Origin of the sequence: Methylobacterium sp. J-070, assembly GCF_022829385.1 — a bacterium.
Taxonomy (GTDB): Bacteria; Pseudomonadota; Alphaproteobacteria; order Rhizobiales; family Beijerinckiaceae; genus Methylobacterium.
In genome coordinates this window covers 84,817-107,591 of sequence record NZ_JAKSXX010000110.1, presented here as the reverse complement: position 1 = coordinate 107,591, position 22,775 = coordinate 84,817, and the positions used below count along the sequence as shown (strand labels likewise).

The 22,775-nt window shown below is 72.3% G+C and carries 20 protein-coding genes; 13 read left to right on the top strand and 7 right to left on the bottom strand.

Translation table 11 applies throughout. The features are described 5' to 3' along the window. Positions 1 to 61: 61 nt before the first annotated feature. Both MKL01_RS08625 and MKL01_RS08620 read right to left on the bottom strand, forming a co-directional pair. Positions 62 to 979: an amino acid ABC transporter substrate-binding protein gene (locus MKL01_RS08625; protein WP_243904798.1), complete on the bottom strand. Its 918-nt coding sequence runs from the start codon at positions 977 to 979 to the stop codon at positions 62 to 64. Positions 980 to 1,172: 193 nt separating this feature from the next. After that, positions 1,173 to 2,069: a LysR family transcriptional regulator gene (locus tag MKL01_RS08620; RefSeq protein WP_243904797.1), complete on the bottom strand. Its 897-nt coding sequence runs from the start codon at positions 2,067 to 2,069 to the stop codon at positions 1,173 to 1,175. A 98-nt stretch (positions 2,070 to 2,167) separates the two neighbouring features. Between MKL01_RS08620 and MKL01_RS08615 the strand changes: the two genes are divergently transcribed. Together MKL01_RS08615 and MKL01_RS08610 are read left to right on the top strand one after the other, a co-directional pair. Continuing rightward, a complete protein-coding gene (locus tag MKL01_RS08615) occupies positions 2,168 to 2,794 on the top strand; it encodes a glutathione S-transferase family protein (protein WP_243904796.1) in 627 nt (208 codons plus the stop codon). Between the two features lie 8 nt (positions 2,795 to 2,802). Beyond that, positions 2,803 to 3,720, top strand: coding sequence for a pyridoxamine 5'-phosphate oxidase family protein (locus MKL01_RS08610; protein ID WP_243904795.1), 918 nt, complete (start codon positions 2,803 to 2,805; stop codon positions 3,718 to 3,720). A gap of 7 nt (positions 3,721 to 3,727) precedes the next feature. On the opposite strand, the gene MKL01_RS08605 is transcribed toward MKL01_RS08610, so the two are convergent. After that, a complete protein-coding gene (locus MKL01_RS08605; RefSeq protein WP_243904794.1) occupies positions 3,728 to 4,387 on the bottom strand; it encodes a glutathione S-transferase family protein in 660 nt (219 codons plus the stop codon). A 185-nt stretch (positions 4,388 to 4,572) separates the two neighbouring features. Here MKL01_RS08605 and MKL01_RS08600 point away from each other — a divergent pair, with 185 nt between their 5' ends. The 5 genes from MKL01_RS08600 to MKL01_RS08580 all read left to right on the top strand — a co-directional run bounded on the left by MKL01_RS08600 (position 4,573) and on the right by MKL01_RS08580 (position 10,257). After that, positions 4,573 to 4,953 carry a response regulator gene (locus tag MKL01_RS08600; protein ID WP_243904793.1) on the top strand — a complete coding sequence of 127 codons (381 nt, stop codon included), beginning with the start codon at positions 4,573 to 4,575 and terminating at the stop codon, positions 4,951 to 4,953. Positions 4,954 to 5,031: 78 nt separating this feature from the next. Next, positions 5,032 to 7,005 (top strand): AI-2E family transporter, encoded by a 1,974-nt coding sequence (locus MKL01_RS08595; RefSeq protein WP_243904792.1) that lies wholly within the window; start codon positions 5,032 to 5,034, stop codon positions 7,003 to 7,005. A gap of 345 nt (positions 7,006 to 7,350) precedes the next feature. Then, positions 7,351 to 8,967 (top strand): hybrid sensor histidine kinase/response regulator, encoded by a 1,617-nt coding sequence (locus MKL01_RS08590; RefSeq protein ID WP_243904791.1) that lies wholly within the window; start codon positions 7,351 to 7,353, stop codon positions 8,965 to 8,967. A gap of 17 nt (positions 8,968 to 8,984) precedes the next feature. Then, on the top strand, positions 8,985 to 9,299 hold the full coding sequence (locus tag MKL01_RS08585) for a plasmid stabilization protein (RefSeq protein ID WP_243904790.1): 315 nt from the start codon (positions 8,985 to 8,987) through the stop codon (positions 9,297 to 9,299). Positions 9,300 to 9,693: 394 nt separating this feature from the next. After that, positions 9,694 to 10,257 (top strand): SAM-dependent methyltransferase, encoded by a 564-nt coding sequence (locus tag MKL01_RS08580; protein ID WP_243904847.1) that lies wholly within the window; start codon positions 9,694 to 9,696, stop codon positions 10,255 to 10,257. On the opposite strand, the gene MKL01_RS08575 is transcribed toward MKL01_RS08580, so the two are convergent. The 3 genes from MKL01_RS08575 to MKL01_RS08565 all read right to left on the bottom strand — a co-directional run bounded on the left by MKL01_RS08575 (position 10,258) and on the right by MKL01_RS08565 (position 15,952). Next, positions 10,258 to 11,574, bottom strand: a complete 1,317-nt coding sequence (locus tag MKL01_RS08575; protein WP_313901442.1) for an APC family permease — start codon at positions 11,572 to 11,574, stop codon at positions 10,258 to 10,260. It lies immediately after the preceding gene. A gap of 389 nt (positions 11,575 to 11,963) precedes the next feature. Further along, positions 11,964 to 12,872, bottom strand: a complete 909-nt coding sequence (locus tag MKL01_RS08570) for a ketopantoate reductase family protein (RefSeq protein ID WP_243904845.1) — start codon at positions 12,870 to 12,872, stop codon at positions 11,964 to 11,966. An 11-nt stretch (positions 12,873 to 12,883) separates the two neighbouring features. Next, positions 12,884 to 15,952 (bottom strand): FAD-binding and (Fe-S)-binding domain-containing protein, encoded by a 3,069-nt coding sequence (locus MKL01_RS08565; RefSeq protein ID WP_243904789.1) that lies wholly within the window; start codon positions 15,950 to 15,952, stop codon positions 12,884 to 12,886. A gap of 162 nt (positions 15,953 to 16,114) precedes the next feature. On the opposite strand from MKL01_RS08565, the gene MKL01_RS08560 reads away from it, so the two are divergent. The 6 genes from MKL01_RS08560 to rpmG all read left to right on the top strand — a co-directional run bounded on the left by MKL01_RS08560 (position 16,115) and on the right by rpmG (position 21,556). Beyond that, positions 16,115 to 16,453: a hypothetical protein gene (locus tag MKL01_RS08560; RefSeq protein WP_243904788.1), complete on the top strand. Its 339-nt coding sequence runs from the start codon at positions 16,115 to 16,117 to the stop codon at positions 16,451 to 16,453. A 135-nt stretch (positions 16,454 to 16,588) separates the two neighbouring features. Next, complete coding sequence (gene rnr, locus MKL01_RS08555; protein WP_243904787.1) at positions 16,589 to 18,910, top strand: ribonuclease R; 2,322 nt, start codon at positions 16,589 to 16,591, stop codon at positions 18,908 to 18,910. A gap of 23 nt (positions 18,911 to 18,933) precedes the next feature. Further along, positions 18,934 to 19,398 (top strand): DUF983 domain-containing protein, encoded by a 465-nt coding sequence (locus tag MKL01_RS08550; protein ID WP_243904786.1) that lies wholly within the window; start codon positions 18,934 to 18,936, stop codon positions 19,396 to 19,398. Continuing rightward, positions 19,355 to 20,098: an NUDIX hydrolase gene (locus tag MKL01_RS08545; RefSeq protein ID WP_243904785.1), complete on the top strand. Its 744-nt coding sequence runs from the start codon at positions 19,355 to 19,357 to the stop codon at positions 20,096 to 20,098. Before MKL01_RS08550 ends, MKL01_RS08545 begins: the two co-directional genes overlap by 44 nt. Beyond that, the gene (locus tag MKL01_RS08540) at positions 20,095 to 21,282 is read left to right on the top strand and encodes an MFS transporter (RefSeq protein ID WP_409566219.1); all 1,188 of its coding nucleotides are present in this window, start codon (positions 20,095 to 20,097) and stop codon (positions 21,280 to 21,282) included. Before MKL01_RS08545 ends, MKL01_RS08540 begins: the two co-directional genes overlap by 4 nt. A 106-nt stretch (positions 21,283 to 21,388) precedes the next feature. After that, positions 21,389 to 21,556 (top strand): 50S ribosomal protein L33, encoded by a 168-nt coding sequence (gene rpmG / locus MKL01_RS08535; RefSeq protein ID WP_020092568.1) that lies wholly within the window; start codon positions 21,389 to 21,391, stop codon positions 21,554 to 21,556. 291 nt (positions 21,557 to 21,847) lie between these two features. Here the strand turns inward: rpmG and MKL01_RS08530 are convergent, their stop codons facing one another. Then, positions 21,848 to 22,672 carry an alpha/beta hydrolase gene (locus MKL01_RS08530; RefSeq protein ID WP_243904784.1) on the bottom strand — a complete coding sequence of 275 codons (825 nt, stop codon included), beginning with the start codon at positions 22,670 to 22,672 and terminating at the stop codon, positions 21,848 to 21,850. Positions 22,673 to 22,775 lie beyond the last annotated feature (103 nt).

The window sequence follows — 22,775 nt, the reverse complement described above, 5'->3', positions numbered from 1 at the left end:
ACGGATCGGTCCTGCGGCATCGCATCTCCGCGGCCGGAGCGGAACCCCGCCGGGCGACAGATCAGTGCGCGTAGAACGCGGGGTCCGGGTTGTCGCTCGGGTGGGCGAACGCCCAGCGCAGGGCGGAGGAGAGCGGCACGTTGTAGGTCAGGCCGCGCGGCGGCACCGGCTTCAGGAACCAGCGGTCGTAGATCGTCATGATCTCGGGGCTCCGATAGAGGTCGGCGGTCGCCCGGTCGACCACCGCCTTGAAGGCCGGGTCGTCCTTGCGCAGCATGATCCCGTAGGGCTCCGGGTTCGACAGGGTCTCCTGGCTGACCACGTAGGCGGCGGGATCCTTGGACTGGGCCGCCACGACGCTGAGCTGCACGTCGTCCATGACGAAGGCCGTCGCCCGGCCGGTCTCCACGAGCAGGAAGCCCTCCGGCACGTCCTTCGCGGCGATCACCGTGATGCCGAGCTTGCGCTCGTTGTTGGCCTTGATCAGCATCAGGATGTTGGTCGAGCCGGCCACCGACGAGACGGTCTTGCCGCGCAGATCGTCCAGGCCGGCGATGCTCTGGTCCTTCTTCGAGACGAAGCGGGTCGCCGTCAGGAAGTGGGTGTTGGTGAAGTCGACCTGCTTCTTGCGGTCGGCATTGTTGGTGGTCGTCCCGCATTCGAGATCGATCGTCCCGTTGGTCATCAGCGGGATGCGGGAGGACGAATTGACGAACTCCATCCCGACCGCGAGGCCGGGCATCTGCAATTCGCGCTTCACCGCGTCGGCGATCTTCAGGCAGATGTCGACCGCGAAGCCGACGACCTTCTGGTTCTCGTCGAGATAGCTGAACGGGGTCGCGGTATCGCGCACGCCCAGGACAAGCCTGTTGTTGTCCCTGACCTTCTTGAGCGTGCCGGTCAGCGCGTCGGCTTCGGCCGGTGCGCCGAGGGGCAGCGTGAGCGCGAGCACGGCAAGGAGCGGGGTGAGCAGACGCATGGGCTGGCTTGATCCGATCGGCGCGCCGACGCAGTCGGCCGGACGGGTCCGGCGGGGCCCGAGCGCGCTGGGACCAGGCTCCGCGACGCCCCCAGCAAGAGTCCGGCCGCGAAAGCGCCGGTCATGCGAACGGCATCCAATACCTCTGCCGTTTCAACCGTTTGCCCAGTCGGACCGCGGTTCTTTGCAAGTCTCACCGCGATGCGTCGGGACGGAGCACCGGCAGCGCCTTGAGTGCGTCGGCCGCATAGTCGAGGAAGGCGCCGACCCGGGGCGGCCGGAAGCCCTGGCTCGGGGTGACGAGCTGGACCGGCACGGGCGGCGGCTCGTGGGCGGCGAGCAGGCGCACGAGACGGCCCGCCGCGATGTCGTCGGCCGCCTGATAAGACAGGACCCGCGCGATGCCGTGTCCGGCCCGGGCGGCGACCAGCGACGCCTCCACCTCGTTGACGATCAGGCGCGGCGCGAGGCGCACGCGGTTCGCGCCGAAGCGCCATTCCCGGATGCCCGAGCGGACGATGCCCAGGATCGTGTCGTGCTCGGCGAGCTCGGCCGGCGAACCCGGCGTGCCCCGGGCGGCGAGATAGGCGGGGCTCGCCACCACGATCTGGCGGACCTGTCCGACCCGGCGCGCCACGAGGCGCGATTCCGCGAGCTGCCCGATCCGGAGGGCGACGTCGATGCCCTCGTCCACGAGGTCGAGGTTGCGGTCCGCCAGAACGAGTTCGACCTGCGTCTCCGGAAAGGTGTCCAAGAACCCCGACACGACCGGCGCCACGTGCTTGCGCCCGAACAGCACGGGGGCGGTGACCCGCACCAGCCCGCGCACGCCCGCGCCCGACGCCCCCGAGACGGCCGCGTCGTAGCCGGTGAGCAGGGAGCGGGCCCGCTCGGCCAACTCCAGGCCGGCGGGCGTGGGCGCGAGCCGCCGGGTCGTCCGCTCGACGAGGCGCGCGCCGGCCCGCCCCTCCAGGCTCGCGAGGGCCCGCGTCGCAGCGGCGGCGGAGCGGCGCATCCGGCGGGCGGCACCGGCGAGACTTCCGGCATCGATGATCGCCACGAAGACGGCGAGTTCGTCCAGCCGATCCATCGATTGCTGCGCGCATTGAAATTCTGACGGTCAGAGTTTCGGGATTTCCGCGGCGTTCTGCAAGGACGACATTCGGGTCGCAACCGGAGATCCCCACGATGACCACCCCCGATCTCACCCTCTACGGCCTGCGGCTGTCGGGGCATTCGCACCGCGCGGAACTGTTCCTGTCGCTGCTGGGCCTGCCCTATCGCTTCGTCGAGGTCGCGGGCGCGGCCCAGCGGGAGGCGCCGGCGTTCCGGCGCCTGAACCCCCTCGGCCAGGTCCCGGTCCTGACGGACGGCGCAACGGTGATCCCGGACAGCAACGCGATCCTGGTCTATCTCGCCGCGCGCTACGCGCCGGAGGCGGGCTGGATGCCGGCCGATCCGGTCGGCGCCGCGCAGGTCCAGCGCTGGCTGTCCATCGCGGCCGGCGAAGTCCGGGCCGGCCCCGCGCACGCCCGGCTCATGGTGGTGTTCGGCGCGGCCGGCGACCGGTCCGCCGTCCACGCGACGGCGGCGCGGATCCTCGCCTTCATGGATGCGCACCTGGCCGACCGCCCGTACCTCGCCGCCGACCGGCCGACGCTCGCCGACATCGCCTGCTATTCCTACGTGGCGCACGCCCCCGAGGGCGGCGTCCCGCTCGAACCCTATCCGGCCGTGCGGGCCTGGATCGCGCGGGTCCAGGCGCTCCCGGGCTTCACCCCGATGCCGGCGCCCCCCAGTCCCGAACAGGCGTGAGGTTCGTCATGGCCAGCTTCCACACCGACGAGATCGCCGCCCAAGGCCGCGCCGGTCACGTCCTCGGCGACACGCCTGCGATCCGTCCCTTCATGCCCGAGCAGCACCGCACGTTCTTCGCGGGGCTGCCGTATCTCCTGGTGGGCGCCGTGGACGAGGCCGGAGCCCCCGTCGCGACGATGCTGACGGGACAACCCGGCTTCGTGCAGGCCCCCGACGCGACCCACCTCGCCATCGCGGCGGCGCCGGACCCCGCGGATCCGGTGGATCAAGCCCTCCGGCCGGGCGCCGAGGTCGGGATCCTGGGCATCGACTTCGCGACCCGGCGGCGCAACCGGGCCAACGGCCGCGTCGTGCGCCGCGATTCGGCCGGCCTGACCGTCGCGGTGGCCCAGAGCTTCGGCAACTGCCCGCAATATATCCAGCGGCGCACCGCCGAGCCCCTCCAGCGACCGCCGGGCATGATCGAACCCCTCACGGGGCTCGACCCGGACGCGGCGACGCTGATCCGCGGCGCCGACACCCTGTTCGTGGCGAGCCGCGCCCGGGACGGGCTTGCGGACGGGGGCGCCGACATCTCGCACCGCGGCGGCCGCCCGGGCTTCGTCCGGCTCCGGGGCGACGTGCTGACGATCCCGGACTTTTCCGGCAACCGCTACTTCAACACGCTGGGCAACCTGATCGGGGAGCCCCGGGCGGCGCTGCTGTTCCTCGATTTCGCGCGCGGCGATCTCCTGGTCCTGCGGGGCCGCGCCGCCATCGACTGGTCCGGCCTGGACGCGACCGGCCTGGCGGGGGCGCAGCGCACGTGGTCGTTCACGGTGGAGGGGGGCTGGCGACGGCGGGCCGCCGTCGCCCTGCTCTGGAGCAGCCCGGAGCCGGCCCCGCAGCTCGCCCGGACGGGCGTCTGGGACGGGGACGGCTGAGCGCCGCTCAGGCCGGCCCGGCCTGGGCCGCCGCCGCGGCCTCGTGCGCCGCGGCGAGCTGCGCATCCGCGGCCGCGACCGTCCGGGAGGCGGGTCGGGACCGGATGCGCTCGACATAGGCCGTCAGGACCGGCGCGGGATCGACGAGGCCGAAGCCCATGGTCCAGCCGAGGGCGCCGCCCCACAGGACGTCGGCGGCGCTGAAGCGCTCGCCGAGCAGGTACGGGCCCGGGGTCAGCGCCTCGGTCACCCGGGCGATCACGCTGTCGTAGTCGGCATAGGCCGACATGCCGCGCGGGCCCGGCTCCCGCTTCAGGTAGCGGTCGATCACCGCCGGCTCGTAGCAGGACCCGTAGAACACCATCCAGCGCAGGTAGGCAGCGCGGGCGGGATCGGTCGGCGCCGGGGCGAGGCCGGCCTCCGGGAACAGGTCGGCGAGGTAGAGATAGACCGCGGCCTGCTCGGTCACCACGGCCTCGCCGTGGCGGATCGCCGGCACCTTCGCCATCGGGTTGATGGCGCGGTAGGCATCCTGGAGATGCTCGCCGGCGCGCATGTTGAGCGCGTGCAGGCGGTAGGGGACACCCAGCTCCTCGAGCAGCACGCGCACCCCCGACGAGCGCGTGTTGGGTGAATGATAAAACTCGATATCGGTTTTGTTCGCCATACTGTCCTCACCAGTATTGCCGATTCGCGCCGCGGCACGCTCATACCGCGCGGTGGCCGGGTCAACCGCCGTCCCGCCGATCCCGGCCCCACGGACCGGAATCGCGGCAGGCGCGTTGGGCGATTGTGCGTTGCCGCGCGTTGGGGTCCCGGCCAGCGCGACGCGAGCCGGAGTGCGAGTTTCCGATGGCGAAGATTCTGTTGGTCGAGGATCACGAGGAGATCTGGGATTTCCTCTCCCGCCGCCTCAAGCGGCGCGGCTACGAGGTGATCCTGGCGCATGACGGCGAGGCCGGCGTCCGTCAGGCCCGGTCGGGCCAGCCCGACGTCATCCTGCTCGACATGAACCTCCCGATCCTCGACGGCTGGTCGGTGGCCCGTACGCTGAAATCCGGTCCCGACACCCGGGCGATCCCGATCATCGCGCTCACCGCCCACGCGATGTCCGGGGACCGGGACAAGGCGATCCAGGCCGGCTGCGACGACTACCACCCGAAGCCGGTCGACTTCTCGAAGCTGCTCAGCCAGATCAGCGCCGCCCTGGGCGAGACCGCGCAGGCCAGCTGACATGCCGGACGCCTCCGCCGCCCCTTCCCACGCCGCGCGAGCGGCCACCGCCAGATCCCAGCCGAGTGGAGCGTCTCGTTGAGCGAGGATCCCGTCACAGCCCAGCGCCTGCGGGAGGGCCTGCCGGTCTTCGTCGCGCTGGCCTCGCTCCTCCTGGTCGTGTCGACGATGGCGGCCCTGTATCTCGGGCGCGAGATCCTGGTGCCGGTGACGCTGGCGATCCTTCTCAGCTTCGTCCTGGTGCCGGCGGTCCGAATGCTCCGCCGGCTCCGGGTGCCCCGGGCCCCGGCGGTGCTGCTGGTGGTGGTGATCGTGTTCGGTGCCCTGTTCGGGATCGGCAGCCTCATCGCCAACGAGGCGTCCCAGCTCGCCTCAGACCTGCCGCGCTACACCCAGGTGATGCGCTCGAAGATCAAGGACCTGCGGGGGGCGACGGCCGGGACCGGCACGCTCTCGCGCATCGTCGACATGGTGCAGGACCTCAGCGCGACCCTGCAGCCGCCTCCGGCCGCGGAGGTCCGGGGCGAGCCGGGCTCGCGCACGCACCCGCTCACCGTGGAACTCACGCCCGCCCGCGCGAGCGTGGTCGACACGCTGCAGACCTTCGCGGGGCCGCTGCTTCACCCCCTGGCGACCACCGGCCTGATCCTGATCTTCACGATCTTCATCCTGCTCCAGCGCGAGGACCTGCGGAACCGGGCGATCAAGCTGGCCGGCGGCTCGGGCGACCTGCGCCGCACCACCGCGGCGATCGACGATGCCACCAGCCGGCTCAGCCGCTTCTTCCTGGCGCAGCTCGCCCTCAACATCGCCTTCGGCCTCGTGATCGGCCTCGGCCTCTGGATCATCGGCGTGCCCAGCCCGACCCTGTTCGGCGTCCTGGCGGCGATCCTGCGCTTTGTGCCGTATATCGGGGCCGCGATCAGCGCGTTGCTGCCGCTGATCCTCGCCGCCGCGGTCGATCCCGGCTGGAGCATGGTGATCGCCACCGCGGCCCTGTTCCTGGTGGTCGAGCCGATCTGCGGGCACGTGATCGAGCCGCTGCTTTACGGCCACTCCACCGGCCTCTCGCCGATCGCCGTCATCCTGGCGGCGACGATCTGGACGTTCCTGTGGGGCCCGATCGGCCTCGTGCTCGCCACACCGCTCACCGTCTGCCTCGTGGTCCTCGGGCGGCACGTGGAGCGGCTCTGGTATCTCGACGTCCTGCTGGGCGACCAGCCCGCCCTGTCGCCTCCGGAGATCTTCTATCAGCGCATGCTCGCGGGCGACCCCATCGAGGCCGTCGACCAGGGGTGGCAGTTCCTGAAGGAGCGCGCCCTCGTCACCTACTACGACGAGGTCGCCCTGGCCGGCCTGCTCCTTGCCCAGGAGGATCTCTCGCGCGGCACCCTGGACCGGGACCGTCAGGAGGAGGTCGGCACCGCGATCCGCACGGTGGTGGACCATCTCGGCACCGCGCCGGTCGCGCGGCGGAGCCGGCGGGGGTCCGGCCGCGGACCCGACACCGAGACCGCCGCCGCCCTGGCGGCCATCGGGCCCGACCGGCAGGTGGCGGGCATCGTCCTCGGCCGCGACGACCTCGCGCCGAGCTGGCGGAGCGAGACGCCGGTCCTGTGCGTATCGAGCCGCGGCCCGTTCGACGAGGCGGCGACGCTGATGCTGAGCCAGATCCTCGCCCGGCACGGCCTCGCCTCGCAGATCCTGTCGATGGCGGCGATCCGGGCCGGCGAGCGTCCCGAGCATCCGGAGGGGCTCGCGCTGATCTGCTTCTCCTACCTGGAGCCGGTGAGCCTGTCGCAGATCCGCTTCACGGTCCGGCAGGCCCGGGCGGCGGTGCCGGGCGTGCAGATCCTCGTCGGCTTCTGGCGGGAGCGCGACCCGGCGACCCTGGACCGCCTGCGCCGGGCGACGTCCGCAGACATCCTGGTGACTTCGCTCAACGAGGCGCTCTCGGCGGTCCTGAACGCCTGCCGCGAGCCGTCTCCGGCGCGGCATCTCCCGGCGCCGACCGCCGCGCTTCCCGGTCCGGTTCAGACGGCGGCTGCATGATGCCGTCGACGCTCCCCGAGGTGGCCGGCAGGCCCGCCGGCCGCGCGACCGCGCGGCTCCGGTCGCTGAGTGGCGCTCGACCGAACCGGGTGCCGGTCCGGCACAGGCGCGCGCGTCGGCACGAAGGCCGGGGTCCGTTTCCCGGGGCGGTGCCGCCGGGACCGGCTCCGCGCGGGTTTGCCGAAGGCGGCCCCCGGCGCCTGCGCGGTGACCCGATGTTCATCGATGGCTTGGGCGGAGGACGCGTCGGCCTGCCGACGCAAGTCCGCCACCCTTCGCGCGCGCCGGACGGGCGCGGCCGCGCGTCGAGAGCTTCCGCGGCCTGGACGGTGAAGACCGCCTCGTATGCCTGAGACTCCAGAAACCCCGCCGGTCGGTCCGGGTCCGCAGGTCAGGGACGGCGCGCCGAGCGACATCACCGACCGCAAGAGCGACATCTTCTTCGCCGCCGTCGAGACGACGCGGATGCCGATGATCGTCACCGATCCGCGCCAGCCGGACAACCCGATCATCTTCGCCAACCGGGCCTTCCTGGCGATGACCGGCTACGCGCCCGAGGAGCTGATCGGCCGCAACTGCCGCTTCCTGCAGGGCCCCGATACCGACCGCGGGACGGTGGCGCAGGTCCGCGCGGCGATCGCCGAGAAGCGGGACTTCGCCACCGAGATCCTGAACTACCGAAAGAACGGCTCGACCTTCTGGAACGCCCTGTTCGTCGCCCCGGTCTACAATGCCGACGGCGACGTCGTGTATTATTTCAGCTCCCAGCTCGACGTCTCCCGTCGGCGCGACGCCGAGGACGCCCTCGGTCAGGCCCAGAAGATGGAGGCGCTCGGCCAGCTCACCGGCGGCATCGCGCACGATTTCAACAACCTGCTGCAGGTGATCGTCGGCTACGTCGACATCCTGGCCGCCGGGCTGGAGAAGCCGGATGCCGACCGCGCCCGGCTCGGGCGCGCCACCGAGAACATCCGGCAGGCCGCGGAGCGCGCGACGACGCTGACGCAGCAGCTGCTGGCCTTCGCCCGCAAGCAGCGGCTGGAGGGGCGTGCCGTCAATCTCAACGCCCTTGTGAAGGGCATGGGCGAGATGGTCGCCCGCTCCGTGGGCGAGGCCGTGAAGGTCGAACTCGATCTCGCCGAGGACCTCTGGAACTGCCGCGTGGACCCGACCCAGGCCGAGGTCGCGATCCTGAACGTGCTGATCAACGCCCGCGACGCCATGCCGGAGGGCGGCACCGTGCGGATCATCACCGAGAACAGCGAGGTCGCCGCCGACCGGGAGATCGGCCCGCTGCGCGACGGCCGCTACGTCAGCATCGCCATCCGGGATTCCGGCAGCGGGATGCCGCCCGCCGTGCTGGCCCGGGTGATGGATCCGTTCTTCACCACCAAGGAGGAGGGCAAGGGGACCGGCCTCGGCCTGTCGATGGTCTACGGCTTCGCCAAGCAGTCGGGCGGCGCCGCGCAGATCGCGTCGACGGTGGGTGCGGGCACGACCGTGCGCCTGTCCTTCCCGGCCACCGACGGCGACGTCAGGGCCCCCGCCAAGGCCCAGCCCCGGGCCGTGGACCGGCACGGGACCGAGACGGTCCTGATCGTCGACGACCGCGAGGACGTGGCCGAGCTGGCCCGCACCATCCTGCGGGATTTCGGCTACACCACGCTGACGGCCGGCAACGGCCGCGAGGCCCTGGAGATCCTGGATTCGACCGGGCGGGTCGACCTGCTGTTCACCGACATGATCATGCCGGGGGGCATGAACGGCGTGCTGCTCGCCCGCGAGGCCCGCCGCCGCCGGCCCGGGCTGAAGGTCCTGCTGGCCACCGGCTACGCGGAGGCGAGCCTGGAGCGAACCGATATCGGCGGCTCGGAGTTTGATCTCCTGAACAAGCCCTACCGGCGCACGGAGCTGGTCCGCCGCGTGCGGGCCATCCTCGACGGGCCGACCGGGGCGGGCTGAACCACGGGAGACCGGCGATGTCGCAGGGCGACAAGTCGAAATACACCGACAAGCAGAAGCGCAAGGCGGAGCACATCGCCGAGTCCTACGAGGCGCGGGGTGTGCCGGAGCAGGAGGCCGAGGCCCGGGCCTGGGCCACGGTCAACAAGGACGACGGCGGGGGAAAGAAGCCCGGCGGCTCGGGCCGGGGCAAGACCACCGGGCATCCGGCGGCCCACAAGGGCGGGGCGACCGGGGGCAAGGCCTCCGCCGGCCGGACCGCGGAGGCGCGCTCGGCCTCCGCCAGGAAGGCCGCGGCGACCCGGAAGGCGAATGCCGCGGCGCGCGCGTGAGCGGTGAGATACCGCTGGACGTCTTCCACCGGTTTCCCGGGTCTGGAAGGGGTTGGCGTCGCGAGGGGCGGCATTCGGGTCGGAATGGCCGCGCGGCGGACGTCGCGGCAGAGCCCCGCCAAGCCGCGCCCGTGCAGAGCCTCGGCGCGTGGCCCGGAACTGTCCCGGTTACGGGCGGTTCCCCGCTCCTAGGGCGATCGGCGCCCTGAGGTGCATCGTGCGCGACCGCGGGCCTGTCTCACGCCGTCAGTTGCTCCAGTCCGGAGGCGTTGCCGCCGCCGGCACCGTGTTCGGGGTCGGAGGCGCCGCAGGCGTGGAGACGACCTCCGACAGGCCGGTCGCCGCCCCGAGCGGCCGGCGCCCGACCACCCTCGATCCCGATTACTTCAAGGGCATGTACGCCACCGAGTCCGATCCCTGGAAATTCGCCACGAGCCCCTACGAGCGCGACAAGTACGCGGCGACGCTGGCCGCCCTGCCGCGCGCCCACTACGCGTCCGCTCTGGACGTGGGATGCTCCATCGGCGTTTTCACCCATCAGCTCTGCCCGCGCTGCGACGCGCTGATCGGGCTCGACGTGGTTCCCTCCGTGCTGGACGCCGCGCGGGCGCGCTGCGCCGATTGTCCGAACGCGCACTTCATGCTGGCGGCCGTTCCCGGCACGTGGCCGGAGGGGCGGTTCGACCTCGTCGTGATCTCGGAGGTGGCCTACTACCTCGACCGCGCCGACTTGGCGCGCCTCGTCGCGCGGGTCGAGGGCGCCGTCCTGCCGGAGGCGGACATCGTGCTCGTCCACTGGCTTGGCGTCACGCACTACCCGCTCTCCGGCGACGATGCGGCCGAGGGCTTCATCGCGGGCGCACGCGGCTTCGCCCGGGTGCAGGCCCAGTCGAGAACCGCCGAATATCGCCTCGACGTGCTGCGCGTGACCCAGCCGGCCTCGTCGTCCGGCCGGTGATCACCTCCGCCCGTGGGTGCGGGAGACGGCGTACAGCGCCAGGCCGAGGAGCAGCACCCCGAGACCGCCGAGCGACTGGATGGGGCGCGCGGCGACCAGGTAGGCCAGCATGAACAGGGTGACGCCGAGGAAGATCGTCGGCGTGACGGGGTAGCCCCAGGCGCGATAGGGCCGCGGCAGGTCCGGCCGCGTGATCCGCAGCTTGATCAGCCCGAGCACCGCCAGGAACGAGCACAGGATCAGGCCGAACTGGATGAATTCCAGGACCGCCTCGTAGCTCTGCGTGAGGAGCAGGAGGCTGGCCACGCCACACTGCAGGAGGATCGCGGCCCTGGGCACCCCGCCGCGGGTGCGTCGGGCGAACAGGCGCAGGAGCGGCACATCCTCGCCCATCGTGGCGGTGACGCTCGGGCCGATCCACATCATCGCGCCGACGCTCGGGATCAGGCCGACGCAGATCATCGCGCCGACGACACGGCCGCCCTCCGCGCCGAAGACGTGCCGCCCGCTGATCATGGCGACATCGATCCGTCCGGCGAGTTCGTCGAGCGGCGTGGTGTAGAGGAACACCGCGTTCAGCCCGACATAGAGCACGATCACGAGGCCCGTCCCGAGCAGCAGGGCCCGGGGCAGGCTGTAGCGCGGATCGGCCAGGTCGCCGGCGATGTAGGTCGCGGCGTTCCAGCCCGAATAGGCGTACATCACGAAGACGAGGCTCACGGCGAAGCCGGCGGTGAAGACCTGTGCCGGATCGAAGGCGCTCGGCGCGAAGCTGATGGGCGGCCCGCCCCCGGTGGCGAGGCCGGCGGCGATGAAGGCCACGATGAGCAAAAGCTTCAGCAGCGTCGCGCCGACCTGGAACGTCTCCCCCAGGCGGCCGCCCCTCAGGCGGATGGCGGTGACGCTCCAGATGAGCGCCAGCCCGAGCGGGAACGGCGGGGCCGCCGGGTGGAAGGCCTTGGCGTATTGTCCGAACGCCATCGCGGCCAGCGCCACCGGCGCCGCGAAGCCCACGGTGGCCGAGAGCCAGCCCGCCATGAAGCCGAGGGCCGGACCGTAGGCGCGCGTGAGGAAGTTGTACTCGCCGCTCGATCGGGGAAACATCGTGGCGAGTTCGGCGTAGCTGAAGGCTCCGCAGAGGGCGACCAGCCCACCGATGCTCCAGAGCAGCAGCAGCCCGAAGCCCGACCGGATGTCGGTCACCTGGAACCCCAAGCTGGTGAACACCCCGACGCCGATCATGTCGGCCACCACGAGGGCCGTCGCCGCCGGCGTCGCCACACCCTTGATCGCGGGGTCGGTCGTGACTCTATCCACCCTTGCCTGTGTCTGGGGCCCGGGACGCCCGACGGCACGCCCGAAAGCCTCGATCGTGACGCTACTCGGGAGAACACGACTCTGTTCCGGCTTCTCGTGCTCTCAACGCGCGACCAAGGGCCGCCAGGCACCAGAACAGGTCCGTGGATCGGCAGAGGGCGTCGACCGGACAGTCAAGCTTGAGACGAAGCTGCCGACGGTTCTGGGTGCCGGTAAAGATCGATGCCCGCTTCCGCGAAAGACATCGCTTGAAGAAGGCGGTGTATTCGGACGGAAAGCGGGACCCGGCCGAAGGCCGGCTACCTATCTCTCGTGCGCGATCTGCGGATGCTGCCACCCGGTCGCCACGGCTGGGCGGATCGCCAATAGCCGGCACGCTGTGCCAGCTCTCAACCCTGCACCGCGCCCCCCGCCCGTCCCTCGACCAGCTTGACCAGCGTGTGCAGCATCCGGTTCGCTGGGGTCGGGATGCCCAGAGCCGCCCCCCGGCGCACCACATAGCCGTTGAGATGGTCGATCTCGCTCGGTCGGCCCCGCGCGAGGTCCTGGGCGGTGGACGAGCGCTGATCGGCCATGCTGACGCTCAGGCTCAGCACCGTGGCGAGGATGTCGTCCGGGACGGTCACCCCCGAGGCTTCCGCCACCGCGACGCATTCCTGCACCACGTCGGTCATCGACGCGACCACGCCCTCGCCCTGCACCAGACGGCCGTAGGGAAGCTGGGTCAGCGCCGAGAGGGCGTTGTAGGCGCAATTGAGGATCAGCTTGCCCCAGAGCGCGTCCAGGGCGCGCGCCGAGACCGTGGTGGGGATGCCGGCCGCCGCGAACGCGGCGGCGATCCGGTCGCTCGCCTCGGATGCGCCGAGGATCAGGTCGCCCCGGCCGTTGTGCCGGACATGGCCCGGCCCGGCCATCGCGGTGGCGACGTAGACCGCCACCGGCACGACCGGCCGCTCCAGGACGGCCGCGAGGCGCTCGGCGTTGTCGACGCCGTTCTGCAGGCTGAGGATCGTCGCGTGCCGGCCAAGATGCGGCGCCATCAGCGCGCCGGCCGTTTCGGTATCGCCCGACTTGACGCAGACCAGCACCAGATCGGCGCCGGCGACCCCGCTTCCCTCCGTCGTCGCCCGCACGGGGAGCGCGTCGGTCCCGGCCGCGCTGTCCAGCACCAGCCCGGCCGACCGGACGGCCGCGACCAGGGCGGGACGCCCGATCAGCGTCACCGCGTGGCCGGCTCGCGCCAGGAGGAACCCGTAATAGCAGCCGACCGCGCCGGCCCCCACCACCGCGACGTTCAAGGTGGCTGCGCTCATCGCGGCGCCGCCGCCGCGCGCTCGGGACGGAACGGGGCCGCCCCGACATGGTCGAGGAGCGCCTGGGCCGGGTGGCGGAGCCGCACGCCGTCCACGAGCTTGGCCTGGGACCGGCAGGAATAGCCGTCGGCCAGGAGGGTGCAGCCGGGCGATTGGGCGACGTGGCGGGCCCAACTCAGGCCGTAGATCGCCTCGGAGGTGCCGCGGTGGCGCGCCTCGTGGCCGTAGGTCCCGGCCATGCCGCAGCAGCCGGCCGCCGGCACGTCGAGGCGCAGGCCGAGATGGGCGAACACGGCCTGCCAGTCCCGCACGGCGCCGGGCGCGTTGGTTCGCTCGGTGCAGTGCGGCAGCAGCCGCATGGTCCCCCCGCCCTGCCGGGGCGTGATCCGGTCGAGCCGGGCCGCCAGCCATTCCTGCAGGAGATGGACCTTCGGCAGATCCTCCCCGAGCACCTCGGCGTATTCCGCGCGGTAGGTCAGCGTCATCGACGGATCGATCCCGACCAGGGGCAGTCCCTGTCGGCCCAGGTCCCGCAGCATCGCGGCGTTGGACCGGGCCGCCGCGGTGAACCGGGCGAGGAACCCGTGCACGTGCAACGGCTTGCCGTTCGGCCGGTAGGGCACCAGCCAGGGCCTGAAGCCGAGGGCGATCAGGAGCGCGCAGCTATCGGCCACCACCTCCGCGTCGAAGTGGCTGGTGAAGGCATCCTGCACCACCAGCACCGCCGCCTCGCGCGCCTGCGGGTCCAGCCGCGCCAGGACCTCGGGCGTCGCCACGGCGACGCCGAGACCCGCCAGCCGCGCCTTGAGATCGACCTCCGACAGGGCCGGGATCTCGACCAGTCCGGCCTTGGCCAGGAGCAGGCGGGCCAGCGGATTGGTCAGGCACAGGTTGCTCAGGCGCGGCATCCGGGCGGCCAGGGGCAGCAGCGGTTCGAGCGCCGCCACCAAATGGTCCTTCAGGGGCCGCGCGTAGCGCATGTGGTAGAGCGCCAGGAACTTCGCCCGGAACGCCGGCACGTCGACCTTGATCGGGCAGGACCCCGTGCAGGACTTGCAGGCGAGGCAGCCGTCCATCGCCTCCTTCACGGCATGGGAGAAGTCCTCGGTCCGGGAGCGCGGCCGGAGGCCGCTCCGCAGCGTCGCGGCGAGGTCGCGGAACCATCCGGCGCGCTGGCGCCTCAGCGCGGCGCTCGGGTCGACGCCCTCCGCGGCCGCGCGGCGCAGCCACTCGCGCATCAGCGAGGCGCGGCCCTTGGGCGAGTGCCGCCGCTCCCGGGTCGCCTTCCAGGACGGGCACATGGCCTCGTCCGTGTCGAAGCTGAAGCAGGCGCCGTTGCCGTTGCAGTGCAGCGCCGCGTCGAAATCCTGCCGGACCGGCGCCGGGATCGAGCGGTCCTGCGCGCCCCGGCGCGGCACCCCGTCGATCCGGGTGAGCGCGCCGCCCCGGGCCGAGGCGATCTTGCCCGGGTTCATCCGGTCGCCCGGGTCGAAGGCGCGCTTGACCGCCTCCAGCGCCGGCATCAGCGGCCCGAAGGTCGCGGGCACGAATTCGGAGCGGAAGCCCTTGCCGTGCTCGCCCCAGAGCAGGCCGCCGTATCGGGCGGTGAGCGCGACCACGCCCTCCGTGACCTCGCGGATCAGGCGGTCCTGGTCCGGATCCTTCAGATCGATGGCCGGGCGGACATGGAGCACGCCGGCGTCGACGTGGCCGAACATGCCGTAGCGCAGCCCCTTGGCGTCGAGGAGCGCCCGGAACTCGGCGATGAAGTCGGCGAGCCGCTCCGGCGGCACCGCCGTGTCCTCCACGAACGGGATCGGCCGGGCATCGCCCTTGGCGGCGCCGAGCAGGCCGACCGCCTTCTTGCGCATGGTCCAGAGCGTCTCGATCGCCGCGCCCCGGGCGATGGTGAAGCCGAGGCGTCTGGTGTCGGTGCCGCGCTCGGCCTCCAGCATCGCGGTGAGCCGTCCGAGGGCGGCCTCCACGTCGCCGGCATCGTCGCCGACGAACTCCACCAGGTTGATCCCGTCCACCGGGCGCCCGACCGGATCCTCGGGGAAGAACGCCCGCACCTCGGCCCAGATCGGATCCTGGCGGGCGAGCGCCAGGACGGTGGAATCGATGGTCTCCACCGAGGCGGCGCCGAACGGCAGCAGGGCCTGCGCATCGCGGAGCGCCGCGTCGAAGTCGACATAGGAGAGCGCCACCAGCACGGAGGCCTTCGGGACCGGCAGCACGGCGAGCCGCGCCTCGGCGATCAGCGCCAGCGTCCCCTCCGAGCCGCAGAGCACGCTCTTGAGATCGAACCGGCCGGCTTCGTCGCGCAGGTGCGCGAGGTCGTAGCCGGTCAGGCAGCGGTTGAGCTTGGGGAAGCGCTCGGCGATCAGCGCGGCGTTCTCGGTGACGACGGCTTCGACGGTGCGGTGGATCTCTCCGACCCGGTCGTTGCGTCCCTTGGCGGCCTCGAGGCCGGCCGCGTCGAGGGGCTCCGCGGTCCAGACCGTGCCGTCGGCGAGGACGCAGGTCAGCGCCAGGACGTGGTCCCGGGTCTTGCCGTAGAGGCAGGAGCCCTGCCCGCACGCATCGGTGGAGATCATGCCCCCGATCGTGGCGCGGTTCGAGGTCGAGAGCTCGGGCGCGAAGAACAGGCCGTGGGCGGCCAGCGCCCGGTTGAGCTGGTCCTTCACCACGCCCGGCTCGACCCGGACGGTGCGGCCCGCGACGTCGATCTCCAGGATGCGGTTCATGTGCCGCGAGGTGTCGACCACGAGGCCGTGGCCGAGCGACTGGCCGTTGGTGCCGGTGGCCCCGCCGCGGGGGCGGATCACGATCTCGGCGAAGCGCGGATCGTCCAGGAGCTTGGCGATCCGCACGAGGTCGTCGCGGGTCCGCGGGAACGCCACGGCCCCCGGCTCGACCTGGTAGATCGAGTTGTCGGTGGCGAAGACGGTGCGGTCGGCCTCCGACGCGCTCAAGTCACCCTCGAAACCGCGCACGCGCAGCTCGGCGATGGCCGCCTCGTAGAGCGGTACGGCCTCGGTGTGGCGGGTCAGGACCGGGATCATTCACGCCTTCTACACCGCACGGATGGCGAGGGAAGATCGGCGGTTCCGGTGAGACGGTCGCACCTCACCCTCCGTCGACCTGATGGGCGCCGGTGACGACGCGCCCCACTGCGCACTGGCATCCGGCTTGCCACGCGGCGGCGATAGCGGGAACGGATGCCCATGAACGCGAGCGTCGAACGGGTCAGGGATGCCCTGGCCGAACTGATCAAGGCGGCCCTCATCTCCGACGACGACAGGAGCCTCGCCTGCCGGGAGGCGGGTCGGGACAAGCTCGCCGCGCTGGCGGCCGACCCGCCCGAGGCCGGGAGCCTGCGCATGGACGGGGCCTGGACGCTGGCGATCCAGGAGGCCGAGACGCCGGAGCTGGCGCCCGAGGAAGGCCAGGTGAACCTGACGCTGCCGCGCGCCAGCCCGTTCGGCCTCGACGAGATCCTGGCCACCGGGTTCGACGTGGATCTGGCGGTCGACCGCATCCGGAAATCGGCCTCCACCGGCTGATCGCACCTGTTGAGGACGCCCGCCGCGCCGTTGCCGCGGGGCGGGCGGAACCCCATCTTCGCGGTTCGGAACCGAATCAGCGGTCCGGCGCCCGCGCGGTCGCACATCGCTCCGAGAACCCTCCGGCACCCCCTTTTGGCACGACGCAGCAGCGCAGAGGCGGCCGAACCCGCCGCTCCCCCGCCCCTCCCCACCCGTGAGCAGATCCTCGCCTTCGTGGCCGAATCGAAGGAGCGCGTCGGCAAGCGGGAGATCGCCAAGGCGTTCGGCATCACGGGCGCCGCCAAGATCGACCTGAAGCGCATCCTCAAGGAGATCGAGGCGGAGGGCGCCCTCGACCGCGGGCGCGGCGGGCTCGCGCCGGCGGGCCATCTGCCCCCGGTGGTCCTGGCCGACATCCGCTCCCGGGACCGCCACGGCGATTTCCTCGCGGTTCCGGTGGAATGGACCGGCTCGGGCAAGCCGCCCGCCATCGTGCTCGGCCAGCCGCGGGGCCCGCGCAAGGGCAGCCGCCCGGCCGCCGGGATCGGCGACCGCGCCCTGATCCGCGTCGAACGCGACGTCGAGGGCGGCTATACGGGACGGGTCGTCAAGGTCATCGGCAAGAACAAGGCCGAGGTGATCGGCGTCTACCGGACCGGCGCGCAGGGCGGCCGGATCGTGCCGGTGGAGAAGCGCTCCCAGGGCCGCGAGATCCTGATCCCGCCCGGCGAGGAGGGTCAGGCCCGCGACGGCGACCTCGTCAGCGTCTCCCTGGAGCGCGAGACCCGCTTCGGCCTGCCGCGGGGCCGGATCAAGGAGCGGCTCGGCGCCCTGGGCTCCGAGAAGGCGGTGAGCCTGATCGCGCTTCACCTGCACAACATCCCGCACGTCTTCTCGGAGGCGACCCTGGCCGAGGCGGATGCCGCCGAGGCGGCCGCCCTGGCGGGCCGGGAGGATTGGCGCGACCGGCCGCTCCTGACCATCGACCCGCCGGACGCCAAGGACCACGACGACGCCGTCATGGCCGAGGCCGATCCCGACCCGGCCAATCCGGGCGGCTTCATCCTCACCGTCGCCATCGCGGACGTGGCCGCCTACGTCCGCCCCGGTTCGAGCCTCGACCGCGAGGCCTTGGAGCGGGGCAACTCGGTCTACTTCCCCGATCGGGTGGTGCCGATGCTGCCGGAGCGGATCTCGAACGACCTGTGCTCGCTCCGCGAGGGCGAGGACCGGCCGGCGCTCGCGGTGCGCATGGTCATCTCTGCGGACGGCGAGAAGCGCCGCCACGGCTTCCACCGGGTGATGATGCGCTCCCGCGCCAAGCTCGCCTACGCGCAGGCGCAGGCCGCCATCGACGGGCAGCCGGACACCACCACCGGGCCGCTTCTGGAGGCGGCGCTCCGCCCGCTCTGGGCGGCCTACGCGGCCCTGCGCACGGCCCGGGACCGCCGCGGGCCCCTCGCCCTCGACCTGCCCGAGCGCAAGGTCCTCCTGAGCCCGGAGGGCGCGGTGGACCGGGTGATCGTGCCGGAGCGCCTCGACGCGCACCGGCTGATCGAGGAGTTCATGATCCAGGCGAACGTCGCCTCCGCCGAGACCCTCGAACAGGCCCGCCAGCCGCTGATCTACCGGGTTCACGACGAGCCCGCCCAGGAGAAGATGCGGGCGCTGGGCGAGGTCCTGGCCTCGGTGGGCATCAAGCTGCCGAAGGAAGGGGCGCTGCGCCCGGCCCTGTTCAACCGCATCCTCGCCATGGCGGCCGAGACCGAGCACGGCGTCTTCCTCAACGAGGTGATCCTGCGCAGCCAGGCGCAGGCCGTCTACGCCGCCGACAACCTCGGGCATTTCGGCCTGAACCTGCGCCGCTACGCCCACTTCACCTCGCCGATCCGTCGCTACGCCGACCTGATCGTCCACCGGGCGCTGATCACCGCCTGCAAGCTCGGCACCGACGGGCTCAGCCCCGACATATCGGCCGGCGAACTCGGGCAGATCGGCGAGCAGATCTCGGCGGCCGAGCGCCGCGCCATGGCGGCCGAGCGCGAGACGATCGACCGGCTGATCGCCCACCACCTCGCCGACCAGGTCGGGGCGACCTTCGCGGGCCAGATCGCGGGCGTGACCCGGGCCGGCCTGTTCATCAAGCTCGACGGGACCGGGGCCGACGGGTTCGTGCCGATCTCGCAGCTCGGAGCCGACTATTTCCGCCACGAGGAGGGCCGCCACGCCCTCGTGGGCGAACGGACGGGCGAGACGTTCCGGCTCGGCGACCGGGTCGAGGTCCGCCTGGTCGAGGCCGCCCCGGTGGCGGGCGCGCTCCGGTTCGAGCTGCTCAGCGAGGGCAAGACCCGCTCCGGCGCCCGGAGGACCGGCCCGGGTCCGAAGTCCGAAGGCCGGCCCTTCAAGGCCGCGCCGCCCGGTCGCCCCGCCGGCATTCGCAACGCCGGGTCGCGTCACCGCGGCTCGCGCCGCTGAACCAAGCGGTGTAGAGCCTGGACATGGCCGCCGACGCGATCCCCCAGCGCACCCGCCTCGTTCCCGCGATGGCCCGGGGCTTCATCGGCCACTGCCCGCATTGCGGGCAGGGCCGGATCTTTGGGCGCTTCCTCAAGGTCCGGCCGGATTGCGAGGTCTGCGGCCTGGAACTGCACCACCACCGGGCCGACGACCTGCCGCCCTACGCGGTGATCTTCATCGTCGGCCACATCGTCGGCTACCTGATCCTCGAGACCGAGAACGCCTACGAGGTACCCCTCTGGGTCGAGATGGGCGTGTGGCCGGTGGTCACGCTGGCGATGGCCCTGGCGCTGCTCCAGCCGGTGAAGGGCGCGGTCGTCGGGCTGCAATACGCCCTTGGCATGCAAGGCTTCGCCACGTTACCGGGGGCCCGCCCCGTCCCGGGGCCGGAGGAGACCCGCCTTGCCGGAGCCGCAGCAGGAATCGGAGATCGCGATCACCCCTGAGCGGAAGCCCGCCGCGGCGCGCCTGCGCCCCCGGGACGCCGCCACCCTGATCCTGCTCGACCGGCGCGGAAAGGGCGCCCCGAAGGTGCTGATGGGCCGGCGCAACCCCAACCTCGCCTTCATGCCGGGGAAGTTCGTCTTTCCGGGCGGCCGGATCGAGCTCGGGGACCGCCACATGCCGGTGGCCGGGGCGCTCCCCGACTACGCGGAGGCGGCGCTCACCCGGCAGGTCTCCCGGCCGCCGCACCATCTCGGCCGGGCGCTCGCGCTCGCCGCCATCCGCGAGACCTACGAGGAGACCGGCCTTCTGCTCGGCACGCGCGAGCACGGCGCCCCCGAGGACGCTCCGGCGGGCTGGGAGGGCTTCGCCCGGCACGGTGTCCTGCCGGATCTGGAAGCGCTCCATCTCGTGGCCCGGGCGATCACGCCGCCCAAGCGCGTGCGCCGCTTCGACACGCGCTTCTTCGCCGTCGACCGGCGCCTGGTGGCGGCCGAGGAGCCGGGGCGGGTCAGCGCCGACGCCGAGTTCACCGAACTCGCCTGGGTCCGGCTCGACGCCGCGCGGGCGCTCGACCTGCCCTACATCACCCGCGCCGTCCTGGACGACCTGGAGGCGCAGATCGCCGCCGATTTCGCCCCCCACCGGATGATCCCCTTTCACTTCGAGCGCTACGGCCGCCGCGAGCGAATCCCCCTGTGAGTCGTCTGGAGGAACTGGGGCGGGACGCGCGGCGGGGGATCCGGTCGGAGGATGTGGCGGCGATCTCGGCCGCCATCACCTGCGTCACCGTGGTGGGAATCGGGCTGAGCCTGTCGATCCCCCTGCTGTCGATCGAGCTGGAGCGACGCGGCGCGTCGAGCACGCTGATCGGGCTGAACACCGCGGTGGCGGGCATCGCCAGCATCGCCACGGTGCCGTTCGTGCCGCGTCTCGCCGCGCGGATCGGCGTCGCGCCGCTGCTCGGTCTGGCGCTCGTCGTCGGAGCGATCAGCCTCGCGCTGTTCCCGCTCCTGCCCGGCATCGCCCTGTGGTTCCCCCTGCGCTTCGTCTTCTCGATGACGCTCGGGGCGCTGTTCGTGCTCTCCGAGTACTGGATCAACGCCGCCGCCCCGCCGGAGCGCCGCGGTCTCGTGATGGGCATCTACGCCACCGTGCTGGCGGCGGGTTTCGCGGTCGGGCCGCTCCTCCTGGCGCTGGTCGGGACCACGGGGCTGGCGCCCTACGCCACGGGGGCGATCCTCATGCTGGCGGGCGGGCTGCCGATCGCGATGGCGCGGGGCCTGTCGCCGACGATCGCGGCGGGCTCCGGGCTCGGCATCCGCGGCTACCTCCGGCTGGCGCCCGGCGCGCTGGCGGCGGCCCTCGCCTACGGGGCGGTGGAGACCGGCATCTTCGCGATCCTGCCGCTCTACGGCCTGCGCCTCGGCTACGACGCCCAGGGCGCGGCCGGCCTCGTCAGCCTGGTCGCGCTCGGCAACGTGCTGTTCCAGATCCCGTTCGGCTGGCTCGCCGACCGGCTCGACCGCGGCGCGGTGCTGCTCGGCGCGGGCCTGGCGGGCGCCGCCGGCTCGGCCCTGATCCCCCTGGCGGCCGGCAGCCCGGTGGCGTTCGGCCTGCTGCTCCTCGTCTGGGGCGGCATCACCGGCACCCTCTACACGGTCGGCCTCACGATGCTGGGCGACCGGACGCGGCCGAGCGACCTCGCGGGCGCCAACGCGGCCTTCGTGGTGCTCTACAACGTCGGCCTGATGCTGGGGCCGCCGGTGATCGGCGGCGGGCTCGACCTCGTGCCGCCGCACGGCTTCGCGCTGGCGCTGCTCGCCCTGTTCCTGGCCTTCGCCGGGTGGCTCGCCGTCACGGAACGGGCGGGCGCCCGCTCTTGACCTGCCCGGCCCGATCGGGCATTCACCCGCCCGTATTCGGCCGGGCCCTCCCGGCCATTTGCGTTTCGCTCACGCGGAATGCCGCACCCTGCAGGAGCGCCGCGCCATGGCCAAGGCCGTCACCGTCAAGATCAAGCTCGTCTCCACCGCCGACACCGGCTACTTCTACGTCACGAAGAAGAACTCCCGCACGCAGACCGAGAAGCTGACGATGCGCAAGTACGACCCGGTCGCGCGCAAGCACGTCGACTTCAAGGAAACCAAGATCAAGTAACCGCCGGCCCCACAGGGTCCGACACGATCGTGGAAGCCGCCTTCGCCGAGGCGGCTTTTCTCGTTCGAGGCCCCTCGCGCGGAGACCGGGCGCGGCGCCCCGGCGGTGAGTAGCGGGACGTCGGGCGCCGCGCACCGAAGCCGTCGCCGGGAAGCTTTCCGGGACGGCGCTCTCGTGAGCGTTTTCTATCCGTTGCGGATCACGAAGCGCGACGCGCGCTCCTCCCCCTTGCTGGGTGGGGATTCGCGCCCAGACCGTCAGGCGCGTGATCCCATTCAAACCGAGAATGCCCTATCGTCCGGGGGGCGCACCGTCGACGAACCGCGCGATGTCGTCCGCGACCGGGGCCTGCAGGCTGAACGGGAAGCTGATCGACCACGCGACCTGCGCGTGACCCAGGCCCGGGTAGATGTGCATCTCCGGGTCGTTCTGGGCAGCCCGCAGTCGGTCGGCCAGCGCCACCGTGCCGGACGGCTTGACGTCCAGATCGGCCGCACCCGTGAGCAGCAGCATGGCGGGATGTCCGCCTGCGGCATGGTTGATCGGCTGCAGGGCGGGATCGCTGCCGGCGAAGACAGCCTTGTCCAACGGGTCGGTCAGCGCCGAAACCGCATAGGGTCCCGACAAGCCGACGATACCGGAAAGCGCGACCGGGCTGGATCCGGCCTGCTCGAGCCACGTCCCGTCCAGCCCCAGCATCGCGGCGGCCCAGGCGCCGGACGAATGTCCCGCCACCACGACGCGGTGGGGATCGGCCCCGAAGGCCCCGGCGTTCGCGATGGCCCAGGAGACCGCGGCGGCGCTGTCGGACAGGATGTCCGACAGGCCCGCGGTCGGGAAGTGACGATAGTCCGGGATGACCGTGACGAAGCCCCTGCGCGCCAGGGCGGCGCCGACATAGGCGAACGCGTCCTTGGTCCCGTACCGCCATCCGCCGCCGTACAGGAAGACCACCATGGGGCGGGGCCCGTCCGCGGCCGGCCGATAGACGTCGGCCCGATGCGGGCTGCCGGGGGCGTAGACGAGGTCCTTCTGCACGCGGACCTCGACGGGGGCGAGCAGGTTCAGGATCGCCAGGGTCGCGCCGACCAGCCTGTCCGACAGATAGCTCAACATGGGCCTTTCCTCTCCGGTCTTCGACGCCCGGCCGGGCGCGAGCGCGGGTCGGCAGTGCCGCGGTCGCGTCGGCCGGCCCGCCTCCTGACCGGATTCCGCTCGG